This is a genomic window from Rathayibacter sp. VKM Ac-2856 (genome assembly GCF_013205055.1).
Lineage (GTDB): Bacteria > Actinomycetota > Actinomycetes > Actinomycetales > Microbacteriaceae > Rathayibacter.
The window spans coordinates 387,311-408,460 of record NZ_JABMLF010000003.1; the positions used below are offsets into that span (position 1 = coordinate 387,311).

A 21,150-nucleotide genomic window follows, 5' to 3' on the forward strand; every position below is an offset into this window, starting at 1 on the left:
CGCATCACCGGGGTCCGTCGCAAGCGTCACGAGTTCGGTATCCAGAACCAGCGACAAAGCATCTAAACAGCCGCTTTCAGGCCGTGATTCCGGGCAATACGGATACAGACAAGCGCGGAAGTGTTTACATTCCGGAAACCTCCGGAGACGCGCACGAAACAGAGATGGCGCAATTCTGTATACCGACAGCACCACGGACACTCACTCGAACGGAGGCGGCGCGATGGGCCCCTACCTCGTCAGACGACTCGCCCAGGGTCTCGCGACGATCTTCGCCGTCGTCACGATCGCGTTCGGCCTGGGCCGCCTCAGCGGCAGCCCCGCGGCGCTCCTGCTCACCGAGAACGCATCGCCCGAGCAGATCGCCGACCTGAACCAGCGCCTCGGCTTCGACCTGCCGCTCTGGCAGCAGTACCTGCGATACCTCGGCGGGCTCGTCACGGGCGACTTCGGCGACTCCTACCGCCAGGCGGGCGTCTCGTCGATGCAGCTGGTGCTCGAGCGGCTGCCCGCGTCGCTCTCGCTCGGCGCGGTCGGCCTGCTGCTCGGACTGGCGCTCGCACTGGTCGCCGGAGTCGTCATCCAGCTCACCCGCTCCCGCGGGCTCCGCGCCCTCTCGCTCGGCCTCGGCTCGACCCGCCAGGCGATCCCCGACTTCTTCTTCGGCCTGCTGCTGGTGCTGGTGCTGTCGGTCTGGCTGGGCCTGCTGCCCTCGCTCGGCAACCGGGATCCGCTGGCGATCATCATGCCGGCGCTCACCATCGCGACGGGTCAGTTCGTGCTCTACACGCGCCTGCTCGACAACGCGCTGACCGAGCAGTCGACGCAGGACTACGCCCGCACCGCCTTCGCCCGGGGCGAGAACCGCTTCCGCGTGGTCGTCGGCGAGCTGCTGCCGAACGCGTTCCTCCCCGTGCTCACGGTCGCCGGCATCAGCCTCGGCTCGTTCCTCGGCGGCCTGGTCATCGTCGAGAACGTCTTCGCCTGGCCAGGGATGGGGCAGCTGATGCTCGGCGCGGTCTACTCCCGCGACTTCCCGGTCGTCCAGTCGGGTCTGATCGTCGTCGCCCTGCTGTTCATCCTCGCCAACCTGCTCGTCGACGTCGTCTCCGGGCTCATCGATCCCCGAGTGAGGCTCGCATGACCACCACCGAGATCATCCGCACCGGCGCCCTGCGCGCCGGCATCACCACGGCCTTCGCCCGCGGTCGCCGCGTGCCCGCGCTGCAGGTCCTCGGGGCGGCGATGGTCGGCTCGATCGTCCTCTTCTCGCTCGCGTACCCGCTGCTGCCCGGCTACGACCCGTTCGCGCAGGACCTCTCGAGGGTCCTCGCCGCGCCGGGTGCGTTCGCCGAGCACTGGCTGGGCACGGACGCGCTCGGCCGGGACGAGGCCAGCCGGCTCGCGCTCGCCGGCCGGGTCACCCTCGGGATCGTCCTGCTGATCGTGGTCGTCAACAGCCTCGTCGGCATGGCCGTCGGCACCTGGTCGGGCTACGTCGGCGGCAGGACCGACAACGTCCTGATGGGCCTCGCGGACATCCAGCTCGCCATGCCCGTCATCCTGGTGCTGATCGCCCTCGCCGCCTCGCTCGGCCCGAGCGTCTGGCTGATGATCACGGTGCTCGCCGCCACCTACTGGGTCGGCTACGCGAGGGTCGCCCGGAGCACCGCGATGGCGCTGCGCGACCGCGACTTCGTGCTCGCGCCGCGCCTGCAGGGAGCGGGCGGGCTCTGGACCGTGCGGCGGCACATCGTGCCGAACGTCGCGGTGCAGATGATGATCCTCGCCTCCAGCGACATCGGCGCGGTCATGCTGCTGACCTCCTCCTTCGACTTCCTCGGTCTCGGCGTGCAAGCGCCGACGCCGAGCTGGGGCCTGATGATCAGCGAGGGTCAGGACTACGTCCGCCAGGCGCCGCACCTCGCGATCATCCCCGGCGTCGCGATCTTCCTCACGGTCGCCGGCACCAATCTGCTGAGCCAGCGCTTCACCGCCGAGGGCTCGGCGACCACTGTCCGACGCACGTCACGACGATCCGTGAAGCGGAGCCTCCGATGACCACGACCGATGCCACCCCCGCGGCCGGCCCCACCCCCGCGACCGATGCCGCGTCCGCACCGGACGACCGCGCGGTCCTCCTCGACGTCCGGAGCCTCAGCGTCGGCTACACCGACGAGCACGGCGACACCGTCGTCCTGGTCGACCGCGTCTCCTTCACCCTGCACGAGCGGGAGGTGCTCTGCCTCGTCGGCGAATCCGGCTCGGGCAAGAGCGTCACGATGCTCGCCGTGCTCGGCCTGCTGCCCCAGGGCCTGGAGGTGCTCGACGGCACCGTGCACTACCGCGGCCGCGACGTCCTCGGGATGCCGGAGGCCGAGCTGCGAGGGCTGCGCGGCAGCGAGCTCGCGATGATCTTCCAGGACCCGATGACGGCGCTCAACCCGGTCAAGCGGGTGGGCGGTCAGATCGGGCGGGCCCTCCGGGTGCACGACCGCGCGCTCGGCCGCGCCGAGGTGCGCCGCCGCGTGACGGGACTGCTGACCGATGTCGGGGTCCCCGATCCGGAGCAGCGTGCTCGCCAGTACCCGCACCAGTGGTCGGGAGGCATGCGGCAGCGCGCCGTCATCGCGATGGCGATGGCGAACGAGCCCTCGGTGCTCATCGCCGACGAGCCGACGACCGCGCTGGACGTGACGATCCAGGCGCAGATCATGACCGTCCTCGGCACCGTGCGGGCGAAGACCGATGCGGCGATGGTGCTGATCACGCACGATCTGGGCCTCGTGGCCGAGGTCGCCGATGCGGTCTGCATCCTCTACTCCGGTCGCGTGGTCGAGCGGGGCTCGGTCTGGGACGTCTTCGCCCGGCCCGCGCACCCGTACACGGCCGGGCTGCTCGGCAGCCTGCTCTCGGCCGAGCGCGACTCCGGCGACCGGGTCTACGCGATCCCGGGCTCGCCGCCGTCGCCGCAGAACCGCCCCCGCGGCTGCCCTTTCGCTCCGCGCTGCGAGCTGCCCGCGAAATCCGAGCTCTGCACACAGCTCGAGCCGCTGCTCGAGGACCTCGGCGGCGACCGCTGGGCCGCCTGCCACTACGCGCAGCAGACCCCGCGCTTCGCCGCGGAGGTGACCGCGTGAGCGCCCCGGCGCTGAAGGACGTCGTGCTGAAGGTCGACGACCTGCACGTGCGGTTCACCCAGCGCACGGGCCTGCGCTCCCGCCGCGTGATCGAGGCCGTCAAGGGCGTGTCGTTCGAGCTCGCGCGCGGCGAGACCCTGGGGCTGGTCGGCGAGTCCGGCTGCGGCAAGTCGACCCTCGTCCGCACGGTCTTCGGCCTGAACCCGGTGGCGAGCGGCTCGATCGAGGTACTCGGCCGCCGGCTCGACGCCCTCTCGACCCGCGAGCGACGGGGCGTGCAGAACCGGATGCAGCTCGTCTTCCAGGATCCGTACTCGGCCCTGAACCCGAGGCTGACGGCGCACGAGATCGTGGCGGAGCCGCTGCGCATCGCCGGCCGCTACTCCCGCGACCGCGTGGTCTCGCTCCTCGACGACGTCGGCCTCGGGACCGACGCCCTGGAGAAGCGTCCCGGCCAGTTCTCGGGCGGACAGCGCCAGCGGATCGGCATCGCCCGCGCTCTGGCGCTCGAGCCCGACGTGCTGGTGCTCGACGAGCCCGTCTCGGCCCTGGACGTGTCGGTGCAGGCGCAGGTCATCAACCTGCTGAAGGACCTGCAGGCCTCCCGCGGACTCTCCTACCTCTTCATCGCGCACGACCTGGCGGTGGTGCGCTACCTCTCCGATCGGGTCGCGGTGATGAACCGCGGCGAGTTCGTCGAGGTCGGCACCCGCGACCAGGTGTTCGGCGCCCCGGCGCACCCCTACACGCGCTCGCTCCTCGACTCCATCCCCCTCTCCGATCCCCGGCAGCGGCCGAACGCGCCGGCCGCCTCCCCTCAGCCCGTCTCCACCCTCAGCGAAGGAACCCACCGCTCATGACCCGGAACCGCGCCACCTCGACCCTCGCCCTCACGACGATCGCCCTCACGATCGCCGCCCTCACCGGCTGCTCGGGAGCCTCGAGCGCCTCGGCAGACCGCGACCTCGTGATCGGCCAGGTGGCGGAGCCGGAGAGCGCGCCCGACCCGATCATGGACGGGTCGCTCGCGGGCTACAACTACTACTACAACGTCTTCGACCAGCTGACGAAGCTCGATGCGGACGGGGCGATCGAGCCCTCGCTCGCCACCGAGTGGACCCCGAGCGAGGACCTCACGACGTGGACGTTCACGCTCCGCGACGACGCGACGTTCTCGAACGGCGACCCGGTCACGGCGGGCGACGTGGCGTTCACGTACAGCACGATCCTGGCCTCGCCGGACTCCGACAACCTCGGCTACATGGGCGTCCTCCAGTCCGTCGAGGCGACCGACGACACCACCGTCGTCTTCACCCTGAACGCCCCGTTCTCGCCGTGGCCCTCGATCACCACCGCGATCTCGATCGTGCCCGAATCGGTCTACACCGAGCTCGGCTCCGAGGGCTTCGCCGCCGCTCCCGTCGGCAGCGGGCCGTTCCGCTTCGTCAGCTACACCCGCGGCGTCGAGTACGTCATCGAGCGGAACCCCGACTACTGGGGCGAGGAGCCCGAGGTCGAGAAGGTCACCTTCCAGACCGTCGGCGACTCCGACGCGCGGCTGAACGGCGTCTCGTCGGGGAGCCTCGACATCGCCCTCATCTCGCCCAACCAGGTCGACTCGCTGAGCGGGAGTGGTGTCGACGTCGCCTCGCGCACGGCGAACGGCGTGACCTTCCTCGGGATGAACTCGAGCACCGGAGTGCTCGCCGACCCCCGCATCCGCCGGGCGATCGGGCTGGCCATCGACAAGCAGTCCCTGGTCGACGGGGTCCTCAGCGGCCGCGCGGTCCCGAACGACCAGATCGTGGCGCCGGACGTGGCGGGCTACGCCGACATCGACGCCACCGAGTACGACCCCGACGCCGCGAAGGCGCTGCTCGCCGAGGCCGGCTACTCGGGCGAGACGATCCCTCTCCAGTACGCGACCGAGGGGCGCATCCCCCTGTCGTCCGAGATCGCCCAGGCGATCGGCGGCTACCTCGAGGCGGCGGGCATGACGGTCGAGCTGAAGGGCACCGACCAGGCGAGCCTGTCGAACATCATCTACGGCACCGTCTCGGTCGAGGGGCTCTACCTCAACACCTGGGCGCCGTCGACGATGGACGGCGACATGCCGGCGACGAACCTCTTCGCCGGCGGTCAGAACGACTACGCGAAGTCGCCCGAGCTCGCCGCCCTGGTCGAGGAGCAGCGCACCGTGACCGGCGACGAGCGCACCGCGGTGTTCGGCGAGATCGCGCAGACCAACATCGACAACGCCTTCATCGCACCACTGTTCACTCCGGACGCCGACTACGCGGTCGCCCCCGGCCTCGACTGGACGCCCCGCGCCGACGGCGAGTACGTGCTGAGCGACGTGACGTTCGCCGACTGACCAGTGACCACCACTCCTCGCATCCGAAAGGCTCCGCCCATGCCGCACTCCACGCTCCTCCGCGACGTCCGCCCCTGGGGCGGTGAGGCACGCGACGTCGTCGTCGACGAGACCGGGATCGTCGCGATCACCGCGGTCGGCGAGGGGGCACCCGGCGAGGTCGACGCGGTGATCGAAGGTCGTGACGGGATCCTGATCCCCTCCTTCTCCGACGTGCACGTGCACCTCGACTCGACGCGGCTCGGCCTGCCCTTCCGGCCGCGCACCGGCGAGGAGGGACGCTGGGGCCGGATCATGAACGACCGCGCGCACTGGCGCAGCGCCGAGGCGCCGGTCGCCGACCGCGCGACCGCGACCCTCCGGACGATGATCGAGAAGGGGGCGACCCGGGTCCGCAGCCACGCCCAGGTGGACGCCGACTCCGGGCTCGAGAAGTTCGAGGGCGTGCTCGCCGCCCGCGAGGCGCACCGCGACCGCAGCGACGTCGAGATCGTGGTCTTCCCCCAGGTCGGCGTCTTCGTCGAGCCCGGAGTGGTCGAGCTGCTCGACGAGGCCCTCTCCCTCGGCGGCGACCTGATCGGCGGCATCGACCCGTGCGAGATCGACCGCGACCCGGTCCGCCACCTCGACGCCGTCTTCGCCCTCGCGGAGAAGCACGACGTCGGACTCGACATCCACCTGCACGAGCGCGGCTCCCTCGGGCTCTTCTCGATGGACCTGATCGCCGAGCGGATCCGCGCACACGGACTCCAGGGCAGAGTCTCGATCTCGCACGCGTTCGCCCTGTCGTCACCCGCCCGGGGAGTGGCCGCCGCCATCGAGACGCTCGCGTCGCTCGATGTGGCGCTGACGACGATCGCGCCCGGCCACGGCGCCGAGCTCCCCCTGCTCGACCTCCTCGCCGCCGGGGTGCGCGTCGGCCTCGGCATGGACGGCCAGCGCGACTACTGGTCCCCGTGGGGCAACGGCGACATGCTCGAGCGGGCGTTCCTCCTGTCCCACGGCCAGGGCTTCGACAACGACATCGACATCGAGCACGCGCTCGCGGTCGCGACCTGGGGCGGCGCGTCGGTCATCGACGGCGGGCTGCACCGGCTCGCCTCCGTCGCCGACCGCCCGGGACTCGCGGTGGGCGACCCCTCCGAGCTCGTCGTCCTCCGGGGCGACACCCCCACCGCCGCCGTGATGGACCGCGACCCGGACCGCCTGGTCCTGCACCGCGGTCGGCTCGTCGCCTCGGGCGGCGCCCTCGTCTGACCCCTGCGGGGGCGCACCCCTGCTGGTCGAGCCGCTGCGCAGCGGCGTATCGAGACCTACTTCCCGTCGACGGTGGATCTCGATACGCCCTCTGCGAGGGCTGCTCGATCAGCATTGGGCGGGCGCCCTGACGACCGAGCAGCCGCGGAGCGGCCCCCTCATGCTGGTCGAGTAGCCGCGGAGCGGCGTATCGAGACCGACGTCCCTTCGACGGTGGATCTCGATACGCCCTCTGCGAGGGCTACTCGATCAGCATGAAGCGGGCACCCCGACGGCCGAGCAGCCGCGCACCGGCTTCCTCATGACCCGCCCCTCCCTCCGGGAGGCGGCGGGTCTTCGGCGTTAATGCACGATCGTTACCGAAGAGGGGCGGGCGCTGTTGCGTCACAAGAATTGTTCACGGTAACATTTTGCCCAGGACGCACCCGGACGTGTCACTGCACGACGGGCGTCCACCGCACATCCTGCACTCACCGCACCCCGGGCGCCAGACCCGCGCTGCACTCATCACCGCCGGGCCCCTGGGCCCGCACCCCACGGGCGCTCCCGCGTGCCCGTGATCTCAAGGAGGAGATCCATGTACAACACGAGGCGTTTCGGCCAGTTCCTCGGATTCGCAGCAGTCGGCGCACTCGCGCTCGGCCTCGCCGGCTGCTCCGGCGGCTCGGACACCGCCGCCGGCGGCGGCGGAGACGACGTCACCACCATCGGCTTCGTGGCCGTCGGCCCCGAGGGCGCCTGGCGTCAGGCGAACGAGACCAACATCGAGGAGACGTTCACCGCCGACGCGGGCTACGACCTCAAGTACGCCCCCGCCACCAACGGCGACCAGAAGTCGCAGATCGACTCCTTCACGTCGTTCGTGGACGAGGGAGTCGACATCATCCTGCTGTCGGCCACGGAGGGCTCCGGCTGGGAGGACTCGCTCGAGCGCGCTCAGGAGGCCGAGATCCCGGTCATCCTGATCGACCGCGGCATCGAGCCGGACGACACCGACCTCTACGTGACCCGCATCGCGCCGGACAACATCGCGGTCAGCACCTCGGTCGCCGACTGGGCGAAGACCAGCTTCCCCGACGGCGCCAAGTACTTCACCCTCGAGGGCCCCGCCGGCGTCTCGGTCGTCAACGAGCGCAACGAGGGCTGGGACGAGGTCATCGGCGCCGACTCCGCCTTCACCAAGATCGGCGCGCAGACCGCGAACTGGTCGACCGAGGAGGCCAAGAGCGTCTTCGAGACCGTCCTGAAGTCGAACAACAACGACGTCCAGATGGTCTTCGCCCAGAACGACGAGATGGGTCTCGGCGCGGTCCAGGCCGTCCAGGAGGCCGGCCTCACCCCGGGCGTCGACGTCAAGATCGCCACGATCGACGGCACCAAGAACGCCCTGCAGGCCCTGGCCGACGGCGAGCTCAGCTTCGTCGCCGAGTACAACCCGCTGTTCGGCGAGACCGCCCTCGACGCCGTCGAGAAGACCCTCGCCGGCGAGACCGTCGAGTCCTCGATCGTCGTCCCGAGCGAGACCTTCGACTCGCCCGAGGCCGCGGCGACCGCCCTGCCCGACCGCAAGTTCTAGGCGGCGTCCGGGCCGCACCAGGCCCGGGAGCACCACGCAGCACCACTCCACCAGGAGCGACCGGGGCCCCCAGCGGGTCCCGGTCGCTCCGTCCTCCGGCGCAGAGCTGCGCCACTCGAGAACGGAACGACGCGACATGGCGGATTCGCCTCCGATCGTCGAGATGAAGAACATCTCGATCAGCTTCCCCGGCGTGAAAGCCCTCGACGGAGTCGACTTCCGCCTGTTCCCGGGCGAGGTCCACACCCTCATGGGCGAGAACGGCGCCGGGAAGTCCACCCTCATCAAGGCGCTGACCGGCGTCTACAAGATCGACAGCGGCGAGATCGTCGTCGGAGGGACGCCGCGGCGCCTCGCCGGCACCGCGGACGCGCAGGCGGCCGGCATCTCGACCGTCTACCAGGAGGTCAACCTCTGCACCAACCTGAGCATCGGCGAGAACGTCATGCTCGGCTACGAGGTGCGCGGTCCCTTCGGCATCAACTGGCGCGCGACCCACGAGGCCGCCAAGCGCGCCCTCGAGCGCCTCGGCCTCGGCCACCTCGACCCGCGCCGCCCGCTCTCCTCGCTCTCGATCGCGATGCAGCAGCTGGTCGCGATCAGCCGCTCCACGGTGAGCGACTCGCGCGTGCTCATCCTCGACGAGCCGACCTCGAGCCTGGACGCGAACGAGGTCGAGAACCTCTTCGTCGTGATCCGGCGCCTGCGCGAGGAGGGCGTCGCGATCCTCTTCGTCTCGCACTTCCTCGACCAGGTCTACGCGATCAGCGACCGCCTGACGGTGCTGCGCAACGGCACCTACGTCGGCGAGTACCTGACCCACGAGCTCGACCGCACCTCGCTCATCTCGAAGATGATCGGCAAGGACATCGCCGCGCTGCGCTCCCTCGACTCCGAGCGCGCGGACAGCGACCACCTCTACAAGGAGGCCCCGCTCTACACGGCGAAGGGCCTCGCCAAGAAGGGCTCGATCGAGTCGACCGACCTCACGCTGCACCGCGGCGAGGTCGTCGGCTTCGCGGGCCTCCTCGGCTCCGGCCGCACCGAGCTCGCGCGCCTGATCTACGGCGTCGACAAGCCCGACACCGGCGAGATCACGCTGCACGGCAAGAAGATCGACGTCCCGACGCCGACCGCCGGGCTCGCGCACAAGATCGCCTTCTCGAGCGAGAACCGCCGCGACGAGGGCATCATCCGCGACCTCTCCGTCCGCGAGAACCTCATCCTCGCCGTCCAGGCCAAGCGCGGCTGGGCCCGTCCGCTCTCCAAGAAGGAGAAGGACGAGATCGTTGCGAAGTACCTCGTCGAGCTCAACGTGCGCCCGGCCGACCCGGACCGCCCGATCAGCAAGCTCTCCGGCGGCAACCAGCAGAAGGTCCTCCTCGGCCGCTGGCTGGCCACCGCACCGGAGATCCTCATTCTCGACGAGCCGACCCGCGGCATCGACGTCGGAGCGAAGGCCGAGATCCAGGAGAAGGTCGTCGCCCTGGCCGGCGAGGGCGTCGCCGTGATCTTCATCTCGTCCGAGCTCGACGAGGTCGTCCGCCTCAGCGACCGCATCATCGTCCTGAAGGACCACCGCGTGATCGCGGAGATCCTCAACGGTCCCGCTGTCACTGCGGAGTCGATCGTCACTACCATCGCCGCAGAGGGAGTCGTCGACGAGGACGTCGTCGTCCTCGAAGGCGCCACGCAGGAGGCCGCATCATGAGCAGCGACACGCGACCCGACCGGGGATCACTCCTCGCGGGTCTCATCCGCCGTCAGTACTTCTGGGGAGCGGTCGCCATCGTGCTGCTGCTGCTCGTCAACGTCGTCAAGGACCCGAGCTACCTCGGCGTCAGCGTCAGCCCGACCACGGGCTACCTCGTCGGCAACGTCATCGACATCGCCCGCGCCGCCGCCCCGATCCTGATGATCGCGGTCGGCATGTGCCTGGTCGTCGCGACCGGCGGCATCGACCTCTCGGTCGGCTCGATCATGGTCGTCGCCGGCGCCGTCTCGATGGAGTTCCTCAACGCCCAGGGCGCGCCGGACTCGCTCGGCGCCGCCGCCGGCGCCTTCGGCCTCGCGCTGCTGGTCGCCGGAGTGCTGGGGGCCGTGAACGGCATCCTGGTCTCGGTGGTGGGGCTCCAGCCCTTCATCAGCACGCTCGTCGTGATGCTCGCGGGCCGCGGCCTGGCGAAGGTCATCACGGGCGGTCAGAACACCGCCGCGACGAACGAGCCGTTCCGCTGGCTCGCCAACGGCTACGTCTTCGGACTCCCCGTCGTCTTCCTGCTCGCGATCGCGATCGTCGTGGTCGTCGGGATCCTCGTGCGCCGCAGCGCGCTCGGCCTGATGATCGAGGCCATCGGCATGGACCCGAAGGCGGCCCGCCTCGCGGGCATCAACCGCCGCGGCCTGCTGATGACCGCCTACATCGGCTCCGGCGTCCTCGCCGGCGTCGCGGGCGTCTTCGCCACCGCGAGCGTGATGACGGTCGACGTCTCGCGCACCGGCTACCAGCTCGAGCTCGACGCGATCCTCGCGGTCGTCGTCGGCGGCACGTCCCTCGCGGGCGGCAAGTTCAACATCACGGGAGCGGCCGTCGGAGCGATCCTCATCGCCACCCTCGACAAGACGGTCGTCTTCCTCGGCGTCTCGTCCTCGGCCACGCCCGCCTTCAAGGCGATCGTCATCGTGGCCCTGTGCCTGCTGCAGTCGGAGCGGGTCCGCTCCGCCTTCAAGAACCGTCGCGAGGCGCGCCGCAGCGTCCCGCAGAAAGAGGCGATCCCCGCATGAGCGCCGTGCTGACCCGACCCGCCCCTCCGGCGCGCTCGAACCGCTCCTCCGCCACCTCGTGGCTCAGCCAGCACCTCGACAAGCTGCCGACCCTCGCCGCCCTGGTGATCTTCCTGGGCATGATCGTCTACGGCGAGGTCGCCTACGGGCGCATCCTGCAGGCGAGCACGATCTCGAACCTGCTGATCAACAACGCGCACCTGATCATCCTCGCGGTGGGCCTCACCTTCGTGATCCTCACCGGCGGCATCGACCTCTCGGTCGGCGCGGTGATCGCCTTCACCAGCGTGAGCGGCGTGCTGCTCATCAACAGCGGCTGGAACCCCTGGATCGTGATGCTGCTGATGGTGCTGATCGGCTCCGCGTTCGGCCTGATCTCGGGCGTGCTGATCCAGTACTTCAACGTCCAGCCGTTCATCGCGACCCTCGCGATGATGTTCCTCGCCCGCGGCCTCGCCTCGATGCTGAGCACGGTCCCCGAGCGCCTCCCCGAGGACTCGGCCGTGCTCTCGCTCGCCACGCCGATCAAGCTGATCGACGGACCGAAGGTCAACGACTTCGTGATCAGCCCCGGCGTGATCATCGCCGTGATCGTCGTCGCCGCCGCGTTCTTCGTGCTGCACCGCACCCGCCTCGGCCGGACCGTCTACGCGATGGGCGGCTCCGAGCCGTCGGCCGCGCTGATGGGTCTCCCGGTCGTCCGCACCAAGCTGCTCATCTACGTGATCAGCGGCACCCTCGCGGGCCTGGCCGGCGTGGTCTACACCGCCCGTCTCGGCAGCGCGCAGAACATCACCGGCACCGGCTGGGAGCTCGACGCCATCGCGGCGACCGTCATCGGCGGCACGCTGCTCACCGGCGGCGTCGGCTTCGTCCTCGGCTCCGTGATCGGCGCGCTCGTCCTCGGCCTGATGAACGTCCTGATCACCCGCGACGGCGGCATCCCGCCCGAGGCGACCACCATCATCACCGGCGGCATCCTGCTCGTCTTCGTGCTCCTGCAGCGCGCGGTGATGGCCCGCAACCGGACCTGACGCCCGGGCGCCTCCGCCGCGCCCGCCCGCCATCGATCCGTCACGAACGGTCGCCTCGGAACGCTCGAGGCGACCGTTCGTGCCGTTTCGGAGCGGCGACCGGGGGTCGGAGATCCGCGGAGAATGGGCGTCGCGTTGACGTCAACATCGTGTTACCGTGAACATCGCCGGTGCGTGCCGGACCCTTTCCCTTCAGCAACGATGCCGAACCAGGAGTTAGTGCGATGAAGCCCTTCCTGCGACCGGTCGTCCTCGTGACGGCACTCGCACTCACCGTCCCGCTGCTGACGGCGCAGTCCGCCGCAGCCGCTCCGGCCGACGATCTCGTCCTCCGCTACGCGCTCGACGCGACCAGCGGCACGACCGCGGTGGACAGCTCCGGCAAGGGCCGCGACGGCACCCTCTCCGGTGGCGCCGTCGCCTCGGGCGCCGCGGGGGTGACGCTCGACGGCGTCGACGACTTCGTGAAGCTGCCGAACGACGTGCTCGCCGGCCTCAGCTCGATCACCGTCAGCACCGAGGTGCTGGTGAAGCCCTCCCAGGGCACCCCGTACTTCATCTGGGGCCTCGGCAACACGACGAACAGCGCCGGCAACGGCTACCTGTACACGACGGGCAACAGCTACAAGGCCTCGATCGCGACCGGGAATTGGACCACCGAGCAGACCGTGAACTCGGGCGCCGACCTCGCCCGCGGCGTCTGGAAGACGCTCACCTACACGCTCGACGACGCCTCCGACACCGCGCGGCTCTACCTCGACGGCACCCAGGTCGCGCAGCAGACCGGCGTGACGATCACCCCCGGCGCCATCGGCGGCGGCAGCACCACCGCGAACGCGATCGGCCGTTCGGTCTACACCGGCGACAAGTTCCTCGCCGGCTCGGTGCGCGACTTCCGCATCTACAGCAGCGCGCTCAGCGCCGCCGACGTCGCGACCCTCCAGGCGAGCGACGCCACCCGCACCAGCCGCGACGCCGCCGCGCTGACCCTCGGCGACCTCTCCGCCGTCACCGCGAACCTCACCCTGCCGACCACCGGCGCCAACGGCTCGGCGATCGCCTGGTCGTCCAGCAACGCCGCCGTCGTCTCCTCGAGCGGAGTCGTCACCCGGCCGGCCACGGGCAGCGCCCAGGCCGTGCTCACCGCGACCGTGACCCGCGGCTCCGCGACGCAGACCCGCACCTTCACCGCCACCGTGCCCGCGCAGAACGTGAGCGCCGACGCGCAGAAGGCGCTCGACGCGCTGAGCATCGTCAACGCCGGCGACGTCCGCGGCAACGTGACGCTGCCCGCGAAGGCCGGCTCCTTCGACGTCTCCTGGGCCTCCTCGAACCCCGCCGTCGTGAGCAGCACCGGAGTCGTCACGCGCCAGGCCGCCTCGACGCCCGTCACCCTCACCGCGACCGTCGCCGGCACCACCGCCACCCGGCAGCTCCCGGTCACCGTGACCGCCGCTCCCGCCGGGCTCGACACCGCCTACGACGCGGGCTACCTCTGGACCCACTTCGCCTCGACCGACTACGAGAAGATCTACTTCGGCTCCAGCGCCGACGGCCTGCACTGGTCGAAGCTCAACAACGACAAGGCGGTCCTCGCCAACCTCGGCGGCACCCTCGGCGTCCGCGACCCGCACCTGGTCCGCTCCCCCACCGGTGACGAGTACTGGATCCTCGGCACCGACCTGCACGCCGAGGGCACCGCGCCCGGCGGCACCTGGGACCAGACCAACGCGAGCAAGGACCTCGTCGTCTGGCGCTCGACCGACCTCGTGACCTGGAGCAGCCAGAGCATCGTCTTCGCCGGCTTCCCCGACGCGGGCAACGTCTGGGCCCCCGAGGCGATCTGGGACGACGTGACCGGCCAGTACTACGTCTACTGGGCCGCCCGCGACAAGACGCTGACCGGCGGAGCCTCCGCGCAGCGCGTCTACGTCTCGACTACCCGCGACTTCATGAGCTTCTCGACCCCGAAGGTCTGGCTCGACGAGAACCCGGCGGCCAACGGCGGCCCGAGCATCATCGACACCACCATCGCCAAGGAGGGGAGCACCTACTACCGCTTCTCCACCTCCGACTGGCGCACGGTCGTCGACAAGGCCTCGAGCCTCGCCGGCCCGTGGACCCGCGTGATCGCCCGCGGCGAGGAGACGTCCCGCGGCCTCTCCGACCACCTCGAGGGACTCACCGTCTACCAGCTGCCCGACGGCCGCTGGGTCGTGATGGGCGACTCGTTCGGCTACTCCGCCTACGTCACCGACTCGCTCGCGTCGATGCAGTTCACGGCGCTGCCCGTCGGCACCACCGGCGCGAACAGCTACTCCTTCTCCAAGCCCTTCCGGCACGGCTCGGTGCTGCGGCTCTCCAGCGCCGAGGAGGCGCGCCTGAACGCGGCCTACGGCGGCACCACCGCCGGCCCGACCCCGAAGCCGGTGAACGCGAAGGGCGAGATCCTCCGCTACTCCTTCGACGGCGGCTCCGGCACGACCGTGCAGGACGTCTCCGGCAACGGCCAGAACGGCACGATCGTCTCGGGCGGCGCCTGGCAGACCGGCTCGGTGAAGCTCGACGGCACCGACGACTACATCGAGCTCCCGGACGACCTGCTCGCCGGCGTCACCGACGTCACCGTGCAGACCGAGGTCTGGATCGATCCGGCCCAGAGCGGCGCCTACTTCGTCTACGGCCTCGGCAACACGACCAACGGCGCGGGTGACGGCTACCTCTTCACCTCCGGCAACAACTACCGCACCAGCCTCACCACCGGGAACTACACCACCGAGCAGACCGTCTCCTCCGGCTCGGCCGTGCCCCGCGGCCAGTGGGCACAGCTGACCTACACGCTCTCCGGCACCACCGCGACGCTCTACCTCGACGGCGTCCGCGTCGGCGGCGGCACCGTCACGGCCGACCCGAAGGACATCGGCGGCGGCACGACCACGGCCAACTACATCGGCCGCTCGAACTACGACGCCGACAACCGCTTCCGCGGCCAGGTCCGCGAGTTCGCGCTCTACAACCGGGCGCTGAGCTCGGCCGAGGTGCTCGCCTCCTCGGGCAACACCACGGTGCTGGCCGACCCGACGCTCACGGGCGACGTGCTGAAGACCACGCCGATCGTGGACCAGGCGACCCGCACCGTCACCTTCCCGGTGAAGCCCGGCACGGACCGCTCCAAGCTGACCGCCACCTACTCCACGGCCGCGGGCGTCACCGCGAGCCCCGCCTCCGGCACCGTCCGCGACCTGCGCACACCGCAGACCGTCGTGCTGACCCCGGCCGCCGGCGGCGCGAGCACCACCTGGACGCTCAAGGCCGTCGAGATGAAGAGCCCCGTCATCCCGGGCCTCTACGCCGACCCGAACATCGCCGTCTTCGGCGACACGTACTACGTCTACGCGACGTCGGACGGCTTCCCCGGCTGGGGCGGCAAGACGTTCTACGTCTGGTCGTCGAAGAACCTGGTCGACTGGACCCGCTCCGCGGAGCCGATCCTGACCCTCGACGGCGCGAACGGGAACGTCCCGTGGGCGACCGGCAACGCCTGGGCGCCGACGATCATCGAGAAGGGCGGGAAGTACTACTTCTACTTCTCCGGCCACAACGCGGCGCTGGACCGCAAGACGATCGGCGTCGCCGTGGCGAGCAGCCCGACGGGCCCGTTCACCGCGCAGCAGTCCCCGATGATCACCAACGCCGAGTCCGTGAACTCCGGTCAGGCGATCGACCCGGCTGCGTTCACCGACCCGGCCACCGGCAAGAGCTACCTCTTCTGGGGCAACGGCGCACCCGTGTACGCCGAGCTCGCGGACGACATGCTCTCGGTCAAGGCGGGCACCATCAAGCGGATCAGCGGCCTGACCGACTTCCGCGAGGGCGCGTTCATGAACTACCGCAACGGGCTCTACCACCTGACCTACTCGATCGACGACACCGGCTCCGAGAACTACAAGGTCGGCTACGCGACCTCGACGAGCATCGACGGGCCGTGGACCTACCGCGGCGTGATCCTGGAGAAGGACCCCTCGCAGGGCATCCTCGCCACCGGTCACAGCTCGATCATCACCGTCCCCGGCACCGACGACTGGTACATCGCGTACCACCGCTTCGCCATCCCGGGCGGCGACGGCCAGCACCGCGAGACGACCATCGACAAGGTGACCTTCGACCCGGCGACCGGCCTGATGCAGAAGGTCGTCCCGACCCTCACCAGCGTCAGCCCGCAGACGGTGCCGACGGCCGCCGCGGCCATCGCGGTCACCGCCACGGCGAGCACGCGCTGCGTGCAGGGCAAGGTCGTCCTCTCGGTGGTCGCGACGAACCCGAACGCCTTCCCGGTGAAGGTCGTCATCACCTCGACCTCGGGCTCGAAGACCTTCGCGGAGGTGGCGGCCGGGAAGTCCGTGACGCACGCCTTCACGACCCGCACCGCCGCGCTGCCCGCCGGCTCGGCGACCGCGACGGCCACCGCGTTCGTCGCGGGCAAGCCGGCCACCGCCACCGCCACCGCGCCCTATGCGGCGGCGAGCTGCGGCTGACCCCCTGCTCCTCCTCTTACCCGACCACCACGAATCCACTGAACCGGACGGCGACGACGCCGTCTCGAGAACGGAGAACACCCGAATGCACACTCGATCCCTCCTCACCCGTGGCGCCGCCGGCATCGCCGGAGGCCTGCTCCTGCTCGGCGTCGCCGGCACCGCGTTCGCCGACGAGCAGCAGGGCGCCGACGACGTCGACGTCAACGTGCAGATCGCGCCGCTCACCACGCCCGGCTCACTGTCGATGACCGTCGCGAGCGACGCGACGGCGCTGACCGAGAACGGGTCCACCGGCGTCATCCGCCAGTTCACCGGAACGCTGCCCACGGTCACCGTCACCGACACCCGCGACGCCGCCGACATCCCGGACGGCGCCGGCTGGTACGTCCTGGGCACCGCCAGCGACTTCACCTCCTCGACCGGCGACATCATCGGCGCGGAGAACCTCGGCTGGGCCCCGAACCTGATCGACGGCGGCGAGTCCGGCCTGGTCGCGGAGGGCGACGTCGTCGACACCGCCATCGACGGCGGCCCCGACGGAGTCGGCCTCGTCGACCAGGAGCTCCTCGCCATCACCAACGACTCGGCCGGCGTCGCCGAGGAGGGCTCCTGGACCGCGAACGCGGCCCTGACCCTCAAGACGCCGACCACGGTCGACGCGGGCGACTACAGCTCCACGCTCACCCTCTCCCTCTTCGAGTGACCCCACCGGCGGAGTGGCCGCCTCCGGCGCCCCCGCCCATGCTGGTCGAGTAGCCGCCGTAGGCGGCGTATCGAGACCCACCCACCGAACACGTGGATCTCGATACGCCCGCTGCGCGAGCTACTCGATCAGCATGTAAGGACCGCGTCCCGCGGACCGCTCCACCAGAACGCCTGAGGTCCGCACACGACCCATGCTGGTCGAGTAGCCGCCCCCGGCGGCGTATCGAGACCCACCCGCCGAGCACCCCCGCCCCCCGGCGACGCCCCGAGACCCACCCCCCGTGAGACCCTGGACTCCCATGATCGAACAGCGCCGTCCGTCCGCCCTGCTCCGCGTGCTCCTCGCCCTCGTCGCGGGCGCGCTCGCGCTCTCCGCCGCTCCCCCGGCCCTCGCCGCCGCCGCGACCGACCAGATCACCTGGGCCGTCAGCCCCGCGACCGACGGCGCCGTCGACACACGCTCGTGGGTCGAGCTCGAGCTCGATCCCGGTGCGAGCGCCGACGAGCAGGCCGCGGTCCGCAACCTCAGCGACCAGACGGTGACCTTCCGGATCGACACCGCCGACGGCTACTTCACCGACAAGGGCCGCTTCAACATGCTCCCCTCCGACCAGGAGTCGGTCGACGCGGGCACCTGGATCTCGGCCCCCGAGACCGTCACGGTCGAGCCCGGCGGCACCGGGATCGTGCCGTTCACCGTCACGGTGCCGGACAACGCCGAGCCCGGCGACCACGCCGCCGGTCTCGCCGCCTCCCTCGTCTCGGTCGGCACCGATGTCGGCGGCTCCTCCGTCGGCGTCGAGAGCCGCATCGGCTTCCGCGTGATGACCCGCGTCACCGGCGACGTCGCCCCCGCCGTCGCCGTCGAGAACCTCTCCGGCGACTACCGCCTCTCCTGGAACCCCTTCCAGCCCGGCTCGCTCACCGTCGACGCCGAGATCGTCAACACCGGCAACGTCCGACTGCTGCTCGACGGCACCGCGAGCGCCCAGAGCGCCTCCACCCCGATCGTCGCCGCCGACGCCGCCCAGCAGGAGCTGCTCCCCGGAGACCGCCGCGCCGTCACGCTGCAGCTCGACGACGTCTGGCCGCTCTTCGCCGTCGGCACCGACCTCACCGTCGCCCCGACCGTCGTCACCCCCGAGGGCCTCGCCCCGGTCGAGATCGCGCCGGTGACGGAGTCGACCACCACCGCCGCCGTGCCGATCCCGCAGCTGGCGGTCCTGCTCGGGATCGCCCTCATCCTGGCCGCGATCCTCGCCGGCCGCTCCCGCTCGCGCCGCCGCGTCGCCGCCCTCGTCCAGCAGGCCAAGGAGGAGGGCCGCCGCGAGGCCGCCCACTCCCCCTCCTGACCCGGCGCCCGTCCCTCCCCCCCCTCCGCGAGATGCCACTTGTGCACGCTTCCCACGGCGTGTCGCGTACGCAAGTGGCATCTCGCGGGAGGGGGCTAGGCGTGGAGCCCGGGGGAGGTCTACTGTCGCGAGTGCTGCCGCTCGATGACGCGTGCTTGACCGGATCCCCGCAGATGCAGCCTCTGACTCCGGGCGTGAACTCCTCCTCCCTTCGGGCTCCAGCCCCGGACTCCCCCTGAGCGCGGACCCTTCGCGGCGCGCACGATCTGGAGCGACCATGTCGGCTCTGCGGGCGGCACTCGCCCTCCTCCTCGTCCCCCTGCTCACGGCGGGCGCCGTGCAGGCGGCGGATCCCCCCGCCGCGCCCGCGCTGCCCTCGTCCGCGTCGATCCTCGCGACGACGTCGCTGGCGGCCGACTACTACCGGCCCTCGATCCCCCTCGCGCCGCAGCAGACGCTCGCCGGCTGGTCCTGGGCGACCTTCGCCCAGGGCGAGAACGCGCTCTACGCGGCCTCGGGGAATCCCGCCTACCTCGCCGACGGGATGACCTGGGGCGGCCTGACCTCCTGGAAGATCGCGACGAACGGCCTGGACCCCGACGATCTCAAGGCCGGCCAGGTCTACCACTCGCTGAACGAGTCCGATCCGCGCGCCTCGCTCGCCTCGATGGACGCCCGCATGGCCCAGGGCCTGGCGAGCCTTCCGCTCGATCAGTACGACTGGTCGGACGCCCTCTTCATGGGGCTGCCGAACTGGGCGTCGTGGTCGGAGCGGACGGGCGACCCGGCGTACCTCGACAAGATGGACGCCCTCTACGCCTGGTCGCGCGACGAGGGGGCGCTCAGCGACCGGTGCGGGGGCAGGGCCGTGCCGCAGTCGGGACTCTACGACGCCTCGGAAGGGCTCTGGTACCGCGACTGCCGGTACGTCGGAGTGCCCGATGCCGGCGGCAACAAGGTCTTCTGGGGCCGCGGCAACGGCTGGGCGATGGCGGCCATGGCCGACGTGATCAGCGCGCTCCCTGCGGGAGACGCGCGGGCCGTCCCGTACCGGGACATGCTGCGCGCGATGGCCGCCCGGGTCATCGAGCTGCAGGGCGCGGACGGGTTCTGGCGGTCCAGCCTGCTGAACAGCAGCGCCTTCCCCGCGCCCGAGACGAGCTCGACCGCGCTGTTCGCCGCCGCGCTGGCCTCGGGGATCTCCTCCGGGACCCTCGACCGGGCGACCTACCTGCCCGCTGTCAGCCGAGCATGGGAGGGGCTCAGGACCGTCGCGCTGAAGCCGAACGGCTTCGTCTCCGGCTGCCAGGCGGTCGGCTTCCAGCCCGCCGGGAGCTACACCGCGTCGGCCCCGCGCACCGCGCCGACAGCGACCTCGGTCGGCACCCTCCTCGCGGACTCGCCGCCCTTCTGCGTCGGCGCCTTCCTGCTCGCGGGGAGCGCGATCGCCGCTCTGGGCGGCGGGGCCGGAGCGACTCCGACGCCGACTCCGACCGCGACACCGACTCCGACACGGACGCCCACTGCGACCGCGACACCGACCGCGACACCGACGCCCGCGCCGACCTCGACGCCCCCCGCCACCGCCGACACCGTGAAGCCGAAGGTCGTGCTGCTCACTCCGACGGCGGGCGCGGTCGTCTCCGGCACCGTCACCCTCCGCGCGACGGCGACCGACGCGTCGGGCATCCACAGCATGAGCTTCTACCTCGGCTCCACCGTGCTCGGCGCCGGTGTCCCCGGCCCGAACGGCACCTACACGCTCCCCTTCGACTCGACCCGCTACACCCCCGGCTCGTACCAGATCACGGCGAAGGCGAAGGATCCCGCGCGCAACACCGGGGTCAGCCCGACCACCCGCTTCACGATCGCCACCGCCGGCACCTCGCCGACACCGACCGCGACGGCGACTCCGACTCCCGCACCCTCGCCGTCGCCCTCGCCGACGCCGACTCCCGCGCCGACGCCGACCTCCGGCATCTCCGGACCCGGTCGGTACCAGGAGTCGTCCCCCGCCCTCACGACCATCGGCACCTGGACGACCCTGAGGGCCGCGTCCGACGACGGCGGCGGCTCGGCCTACAGCACGAACGCCACCGCGACCGCGACGATGACGTTCACCGGCACCGGAGTCCAGTGGATCAGCCGGCTCTCACCGTCCGGCGGCATCAACGAGGTCTTCCTCGACGGCGTCCGCGTCGCCCGGATCGACCGCTACAGCAGCACGACGCAGTACCGGCGGACCGTCTGGACCAGCGCGGTGCTGCCTGCGGGCGTCCACACCCTCTCGATCCGCGCCACCGCCGACCGCAACCCCGCCGCCTCCGGCAGGACCCTGCTCCTCGACGCGCTCCTCGTCACAGGCTGACCCCCACCCCCTCCCCGCGAGA

The 21,150-nt window shown here is 71.0% G+C and carries 14 protein-coding genes; all 14 read left to right on the forward strand.

Going from position 1 to position 21,150, the window contains the following annotated elements; genetic code table 11:
* Nucleotides 1-223: 223 nt before the first annotated feature.
* Nucleotides 224-1,144 (forward strand): ABC transporter permease, encoded by a 921-nt coding sequence (locus HQQ82_RS12275; protein WP_173233547.1) that lies wholly within the window; start codon nucleotides 224-226, stop codon nucleotides 1,142-1,144.
* Nucleotides 1,141-2,061 (forward strand): ABC transporter permease, encoded by a 921-nt coding sequence (locus HQQ82_RS12280; RefSeq protein ID WP_173233548.1) that lies wholly within the window; start codon nucleotides 1,141-1,143, stop codon nucleotides 2,059-2,061. The genes HQQ82_RS12275 and HQQ82_RS12280 overlap by 4 nt, the downstream gene beginning before the upstream one ends.
* The gene (locus HQQ82_RS12285; protein WP_173233550.1) at nucleotides 2,058-3,140 is read left to right on the forward strand and encodes an ABC transporter ATP-binding protein; all 1,083 of its coding nucleotides are present in this window, start codon (nucleotides 2,058-2,060) and stop codon (nucleotides 3,138-3,140) included. The genes HQQ82_RS12280 and HQQ82_RS12285 overlap by 4 nt, the downstream gene beginning before the upstream one ends.
* On the forward strand, nucleotides 3,137-4,000 hold the full coding sequence (locus tag HQQ82_RS12290; RefSeq protein ID WP_173233552.1) for an ATP-binding cassette domain-containing protein: 864 nt from the start codon (nucleotides 3,137-3,139) through the stop codon (nucleotides 3,998-4,000). Before HQQ82_RS12285 ends, HQQ82_RS12290 begins: the two co-directional genes overlap by 4 nt.
* Nucleotides 3,997-5,514 carry an ABC transporter substrate-binding protein gene (locus HQQ82_RS12295; protein ID WP_173233554.1) on the forward strand — a complete coding sequence of 506 codons (1,518 nt, stop codon included), beginning with the start codon at nucleotides 3,997-3,999 and terminating at the stop codon, nucleotides 5,512-5,514. Before HQQ82_RS12290 ends, HQQ82_RS12295 begins: the two co-directional genes overlap by 4 nt.
* Before the next feature lie 39 nt (nucleotides 5,515-5,553).
* Complete coding sequence (locus HQQ82_RS12300) at nucleotides 5,554-6,771, forward strand: amidohydrolase family protein (RefSeq protein ID WP_173233556.1); 1,218 nt, start codon at nucleotides 5,554-5,556, stop codon at nucleotides 6,769-6,771.
* A gap of 577 nt (nucleotides 6,772-7,348) precedes the next feature.
* A complete protein-coding gene (locus HQQ82_RS12305) occupies nucleotides 7,349-8,347 on the forward strand; it encodes an ABC transporter substrate-binding protein (RefSeq protein WP_173233558.1) in 999 nt (332 codons plus the stop codon).
* A 136-nt stretch (nucleotides 8,348-8,483) separates the two neighbouring features.
* Complete coding sequence (locus tag HQQ82_RS12310; RefSeq protein WP_173233560.1) at nucleotides 8,484-10,058, forward strand: sugar ABC transporter ATP-binding protein; 1,575 nt, start codon at nucleotides 8,484-8,486, stop codon at nucleotides 10,056-10,058.
* The gene (locus HQQ82_RS12315) at nucleotides 10,055-11,131 is read left to right on the forward strand and encodes an ABC transporter permease (protein ID WP_173233562.1); all 1,077 of its coding nucleotides are present in this window, start codon (nucleotides 10,055-10,057) and stop codon (nucleotides 11,129-11,131) included. Before HQQ82_RS12310 ends, HQQ82_RS12315 begins: the two co-directional genes overlap by 4 nt.
* Complete coding sequence (locus tag HQQ82_RS12320; RefSeq protein WP_173233564.1) at nucleotides 11,128-12,165, forward strand: sugar ABC transporter permease; 1,038 nt, start codon at nucleotides 11,128-11,130, stop codon at nucleotides 12,163-12,165. Before HQQ82_RS12315 ends, HQQ82_RS12320 begins: the two co-directional genes overlap by 4 nt.
* Before the next feature lie 224 nt (nucleotides 12,166-12,389).
* Complete coding sequence (locus tag HQQ82_RS20375; protein WP_173233567.1) at nucleotides 12,390-16,700, forward strand: family 43 glycosylhydrolase; 4,311 nt, start codon at nucleotides 12,390-12,392, stop codon at nucleotides 16,698-16,700.
* A gap of 85 nt (nucleotides 16,701-16,785) precedes the next feature.
* Nucleotides 16,786-17,406 carry a hypothetical protein gene (locus tag HQQ82_RS12330; RefSeq protein ID WP_173233569.1) on the forward strand — a complete coding sequence of 207 codons (621 nt, stop codon included), beginning with the start codon at nucleotides 16,786-16,788 and terminating at the stop codon, nucleotides 17,404-17,406.
* 301 nt (nucleotides 17,407-17,707) lie between these two features.
* On the forward strand, nucleotides 17,708-18,760 hold the full coding sequence (locus tag HQQ82_RS12335) for a DUF916 domain-containing protein (RefSeq protein ID WP_173233571.1): 1,053 nt from the start codon (nucleotides 17,708-17,710) through the stop codon (nucleotides 18,758-18,760).
* Between the two features lie 277 nt (nucleotides 18,761-19,037).
* On the forward strand, nucleotides 19,038-21,128 hold the full coding sequence (locus HQQ82_RS20380; RefSeq protein ID WP_173233573.1) for a glycoside hydrolase family 88 protein: 2,091 nt from the start codon (nucleotides 19,038-19,040) through the stop codon (nucleotides 21,126-21,128).
* Nucleotides 21,129-21,150: the final 22 nt, after the last annotated feature.

What these genes read in the sequence shown, in the direction of transcription:
- HQQ82_RS12275 (WP_173233547.1), top strand. Translation starts at nt 224, where the DNA reads ATGGGCCCCTACCTCGTCAGACGACTCGCCCAGGGTCTCGCGACGATC.
- HQQ82_RS12280 (WP_173233548.1), top strand. Translation starts at nt 1,141, where the DNA reads ATGACCACCACCGAGATCATCCGCACCGGCGCCCTGCGCGCCGGCATC.
- HQQ82_RS12285 (WP_173233550.1), top strand. Translation starts at nt 2,058, where the DNA reads ATGACCACGACCGATGCCACCCCCGCGGCCGGCCCCACCCCCGCGACC.
- HQQ82_RS12295 (WP_173233554.1), top strand. Translation starts at nt 3,997, where the DNA reads ATGACCCGGAACCGCGCCACCTCGACCCTCGCCCTCACGACGATCGCC.
- HQQ82_RS12300 (WP_173233556.1), top strand. Translation starts at nt 5,554, where the DNA reads ATGCCGCACTCCACGCTCCTCCGCGACGTCCGCCCCTGGGGCGGTGAG.
- HQQ82_RS12305 (WP_173233558.1), top strand. Translation starts at nt 7,349, where the DNA reads ATGTACAACACGAGGCGTTTCGGCCAGTTCCTCGGATTCGCAGCAGTC.
- HQQ82_RS12310 (WP_173233560.1), top strand. Translation starts at nt 8,484, where the DNA reads ATGGCGGATTCGCCTCCGATCGTCGAGATGAAGAACATCTCGATCAGC.
- HQQ82_RS12315 (WP_173233562.1), top strand. Translation starts at nt 10,055, where the DNA reads ATGAGCAGCGACACGCGACCCGACCGGGGATCACTCCTCGCGGGTCTC.
- HQQ82_RS12320 (WP_173233564.1), top strand. Translation starts at nt 11,128, where the DNA reads ATGAGCGCCGTGCTGACCCGACCCGCCCCTCCGGCGCGCTCGAACCGC.
- HQQ82_RS20375 (WP_173233567.1), top strand. Translation starts at nt 12,390, where the DNA reads ATGAAGCCCTTCCTGCGACCGGTCGTCCTCGTGACGGCACTCGCACTC.
- HQQ82_RS12330 (WP_173233569.1), top strand. Translation starts at nt 16,786, where the DNA reads ATGCACACTCGATCCCTCCTCACCCGTGGCGCCGCCGGCATCGCCGGA.
- HQQ82_RS12335 (WP_173233571.1), top strand. Translation starts at nt 17,708, where the DNA reads ATGATCGAACAGCGCCGTCCGTCCGCCCTGCTCCGCGTGCTCCTCGCC.
- HQQ82_RS20380 (WP_173233573.1), top strand. Translation starts at nt 19,038, where the DNA reads ATGTCGGCTCTGCGGGCGGCACTCGCCCTCCTCCTCGTCCCCCTGCTC.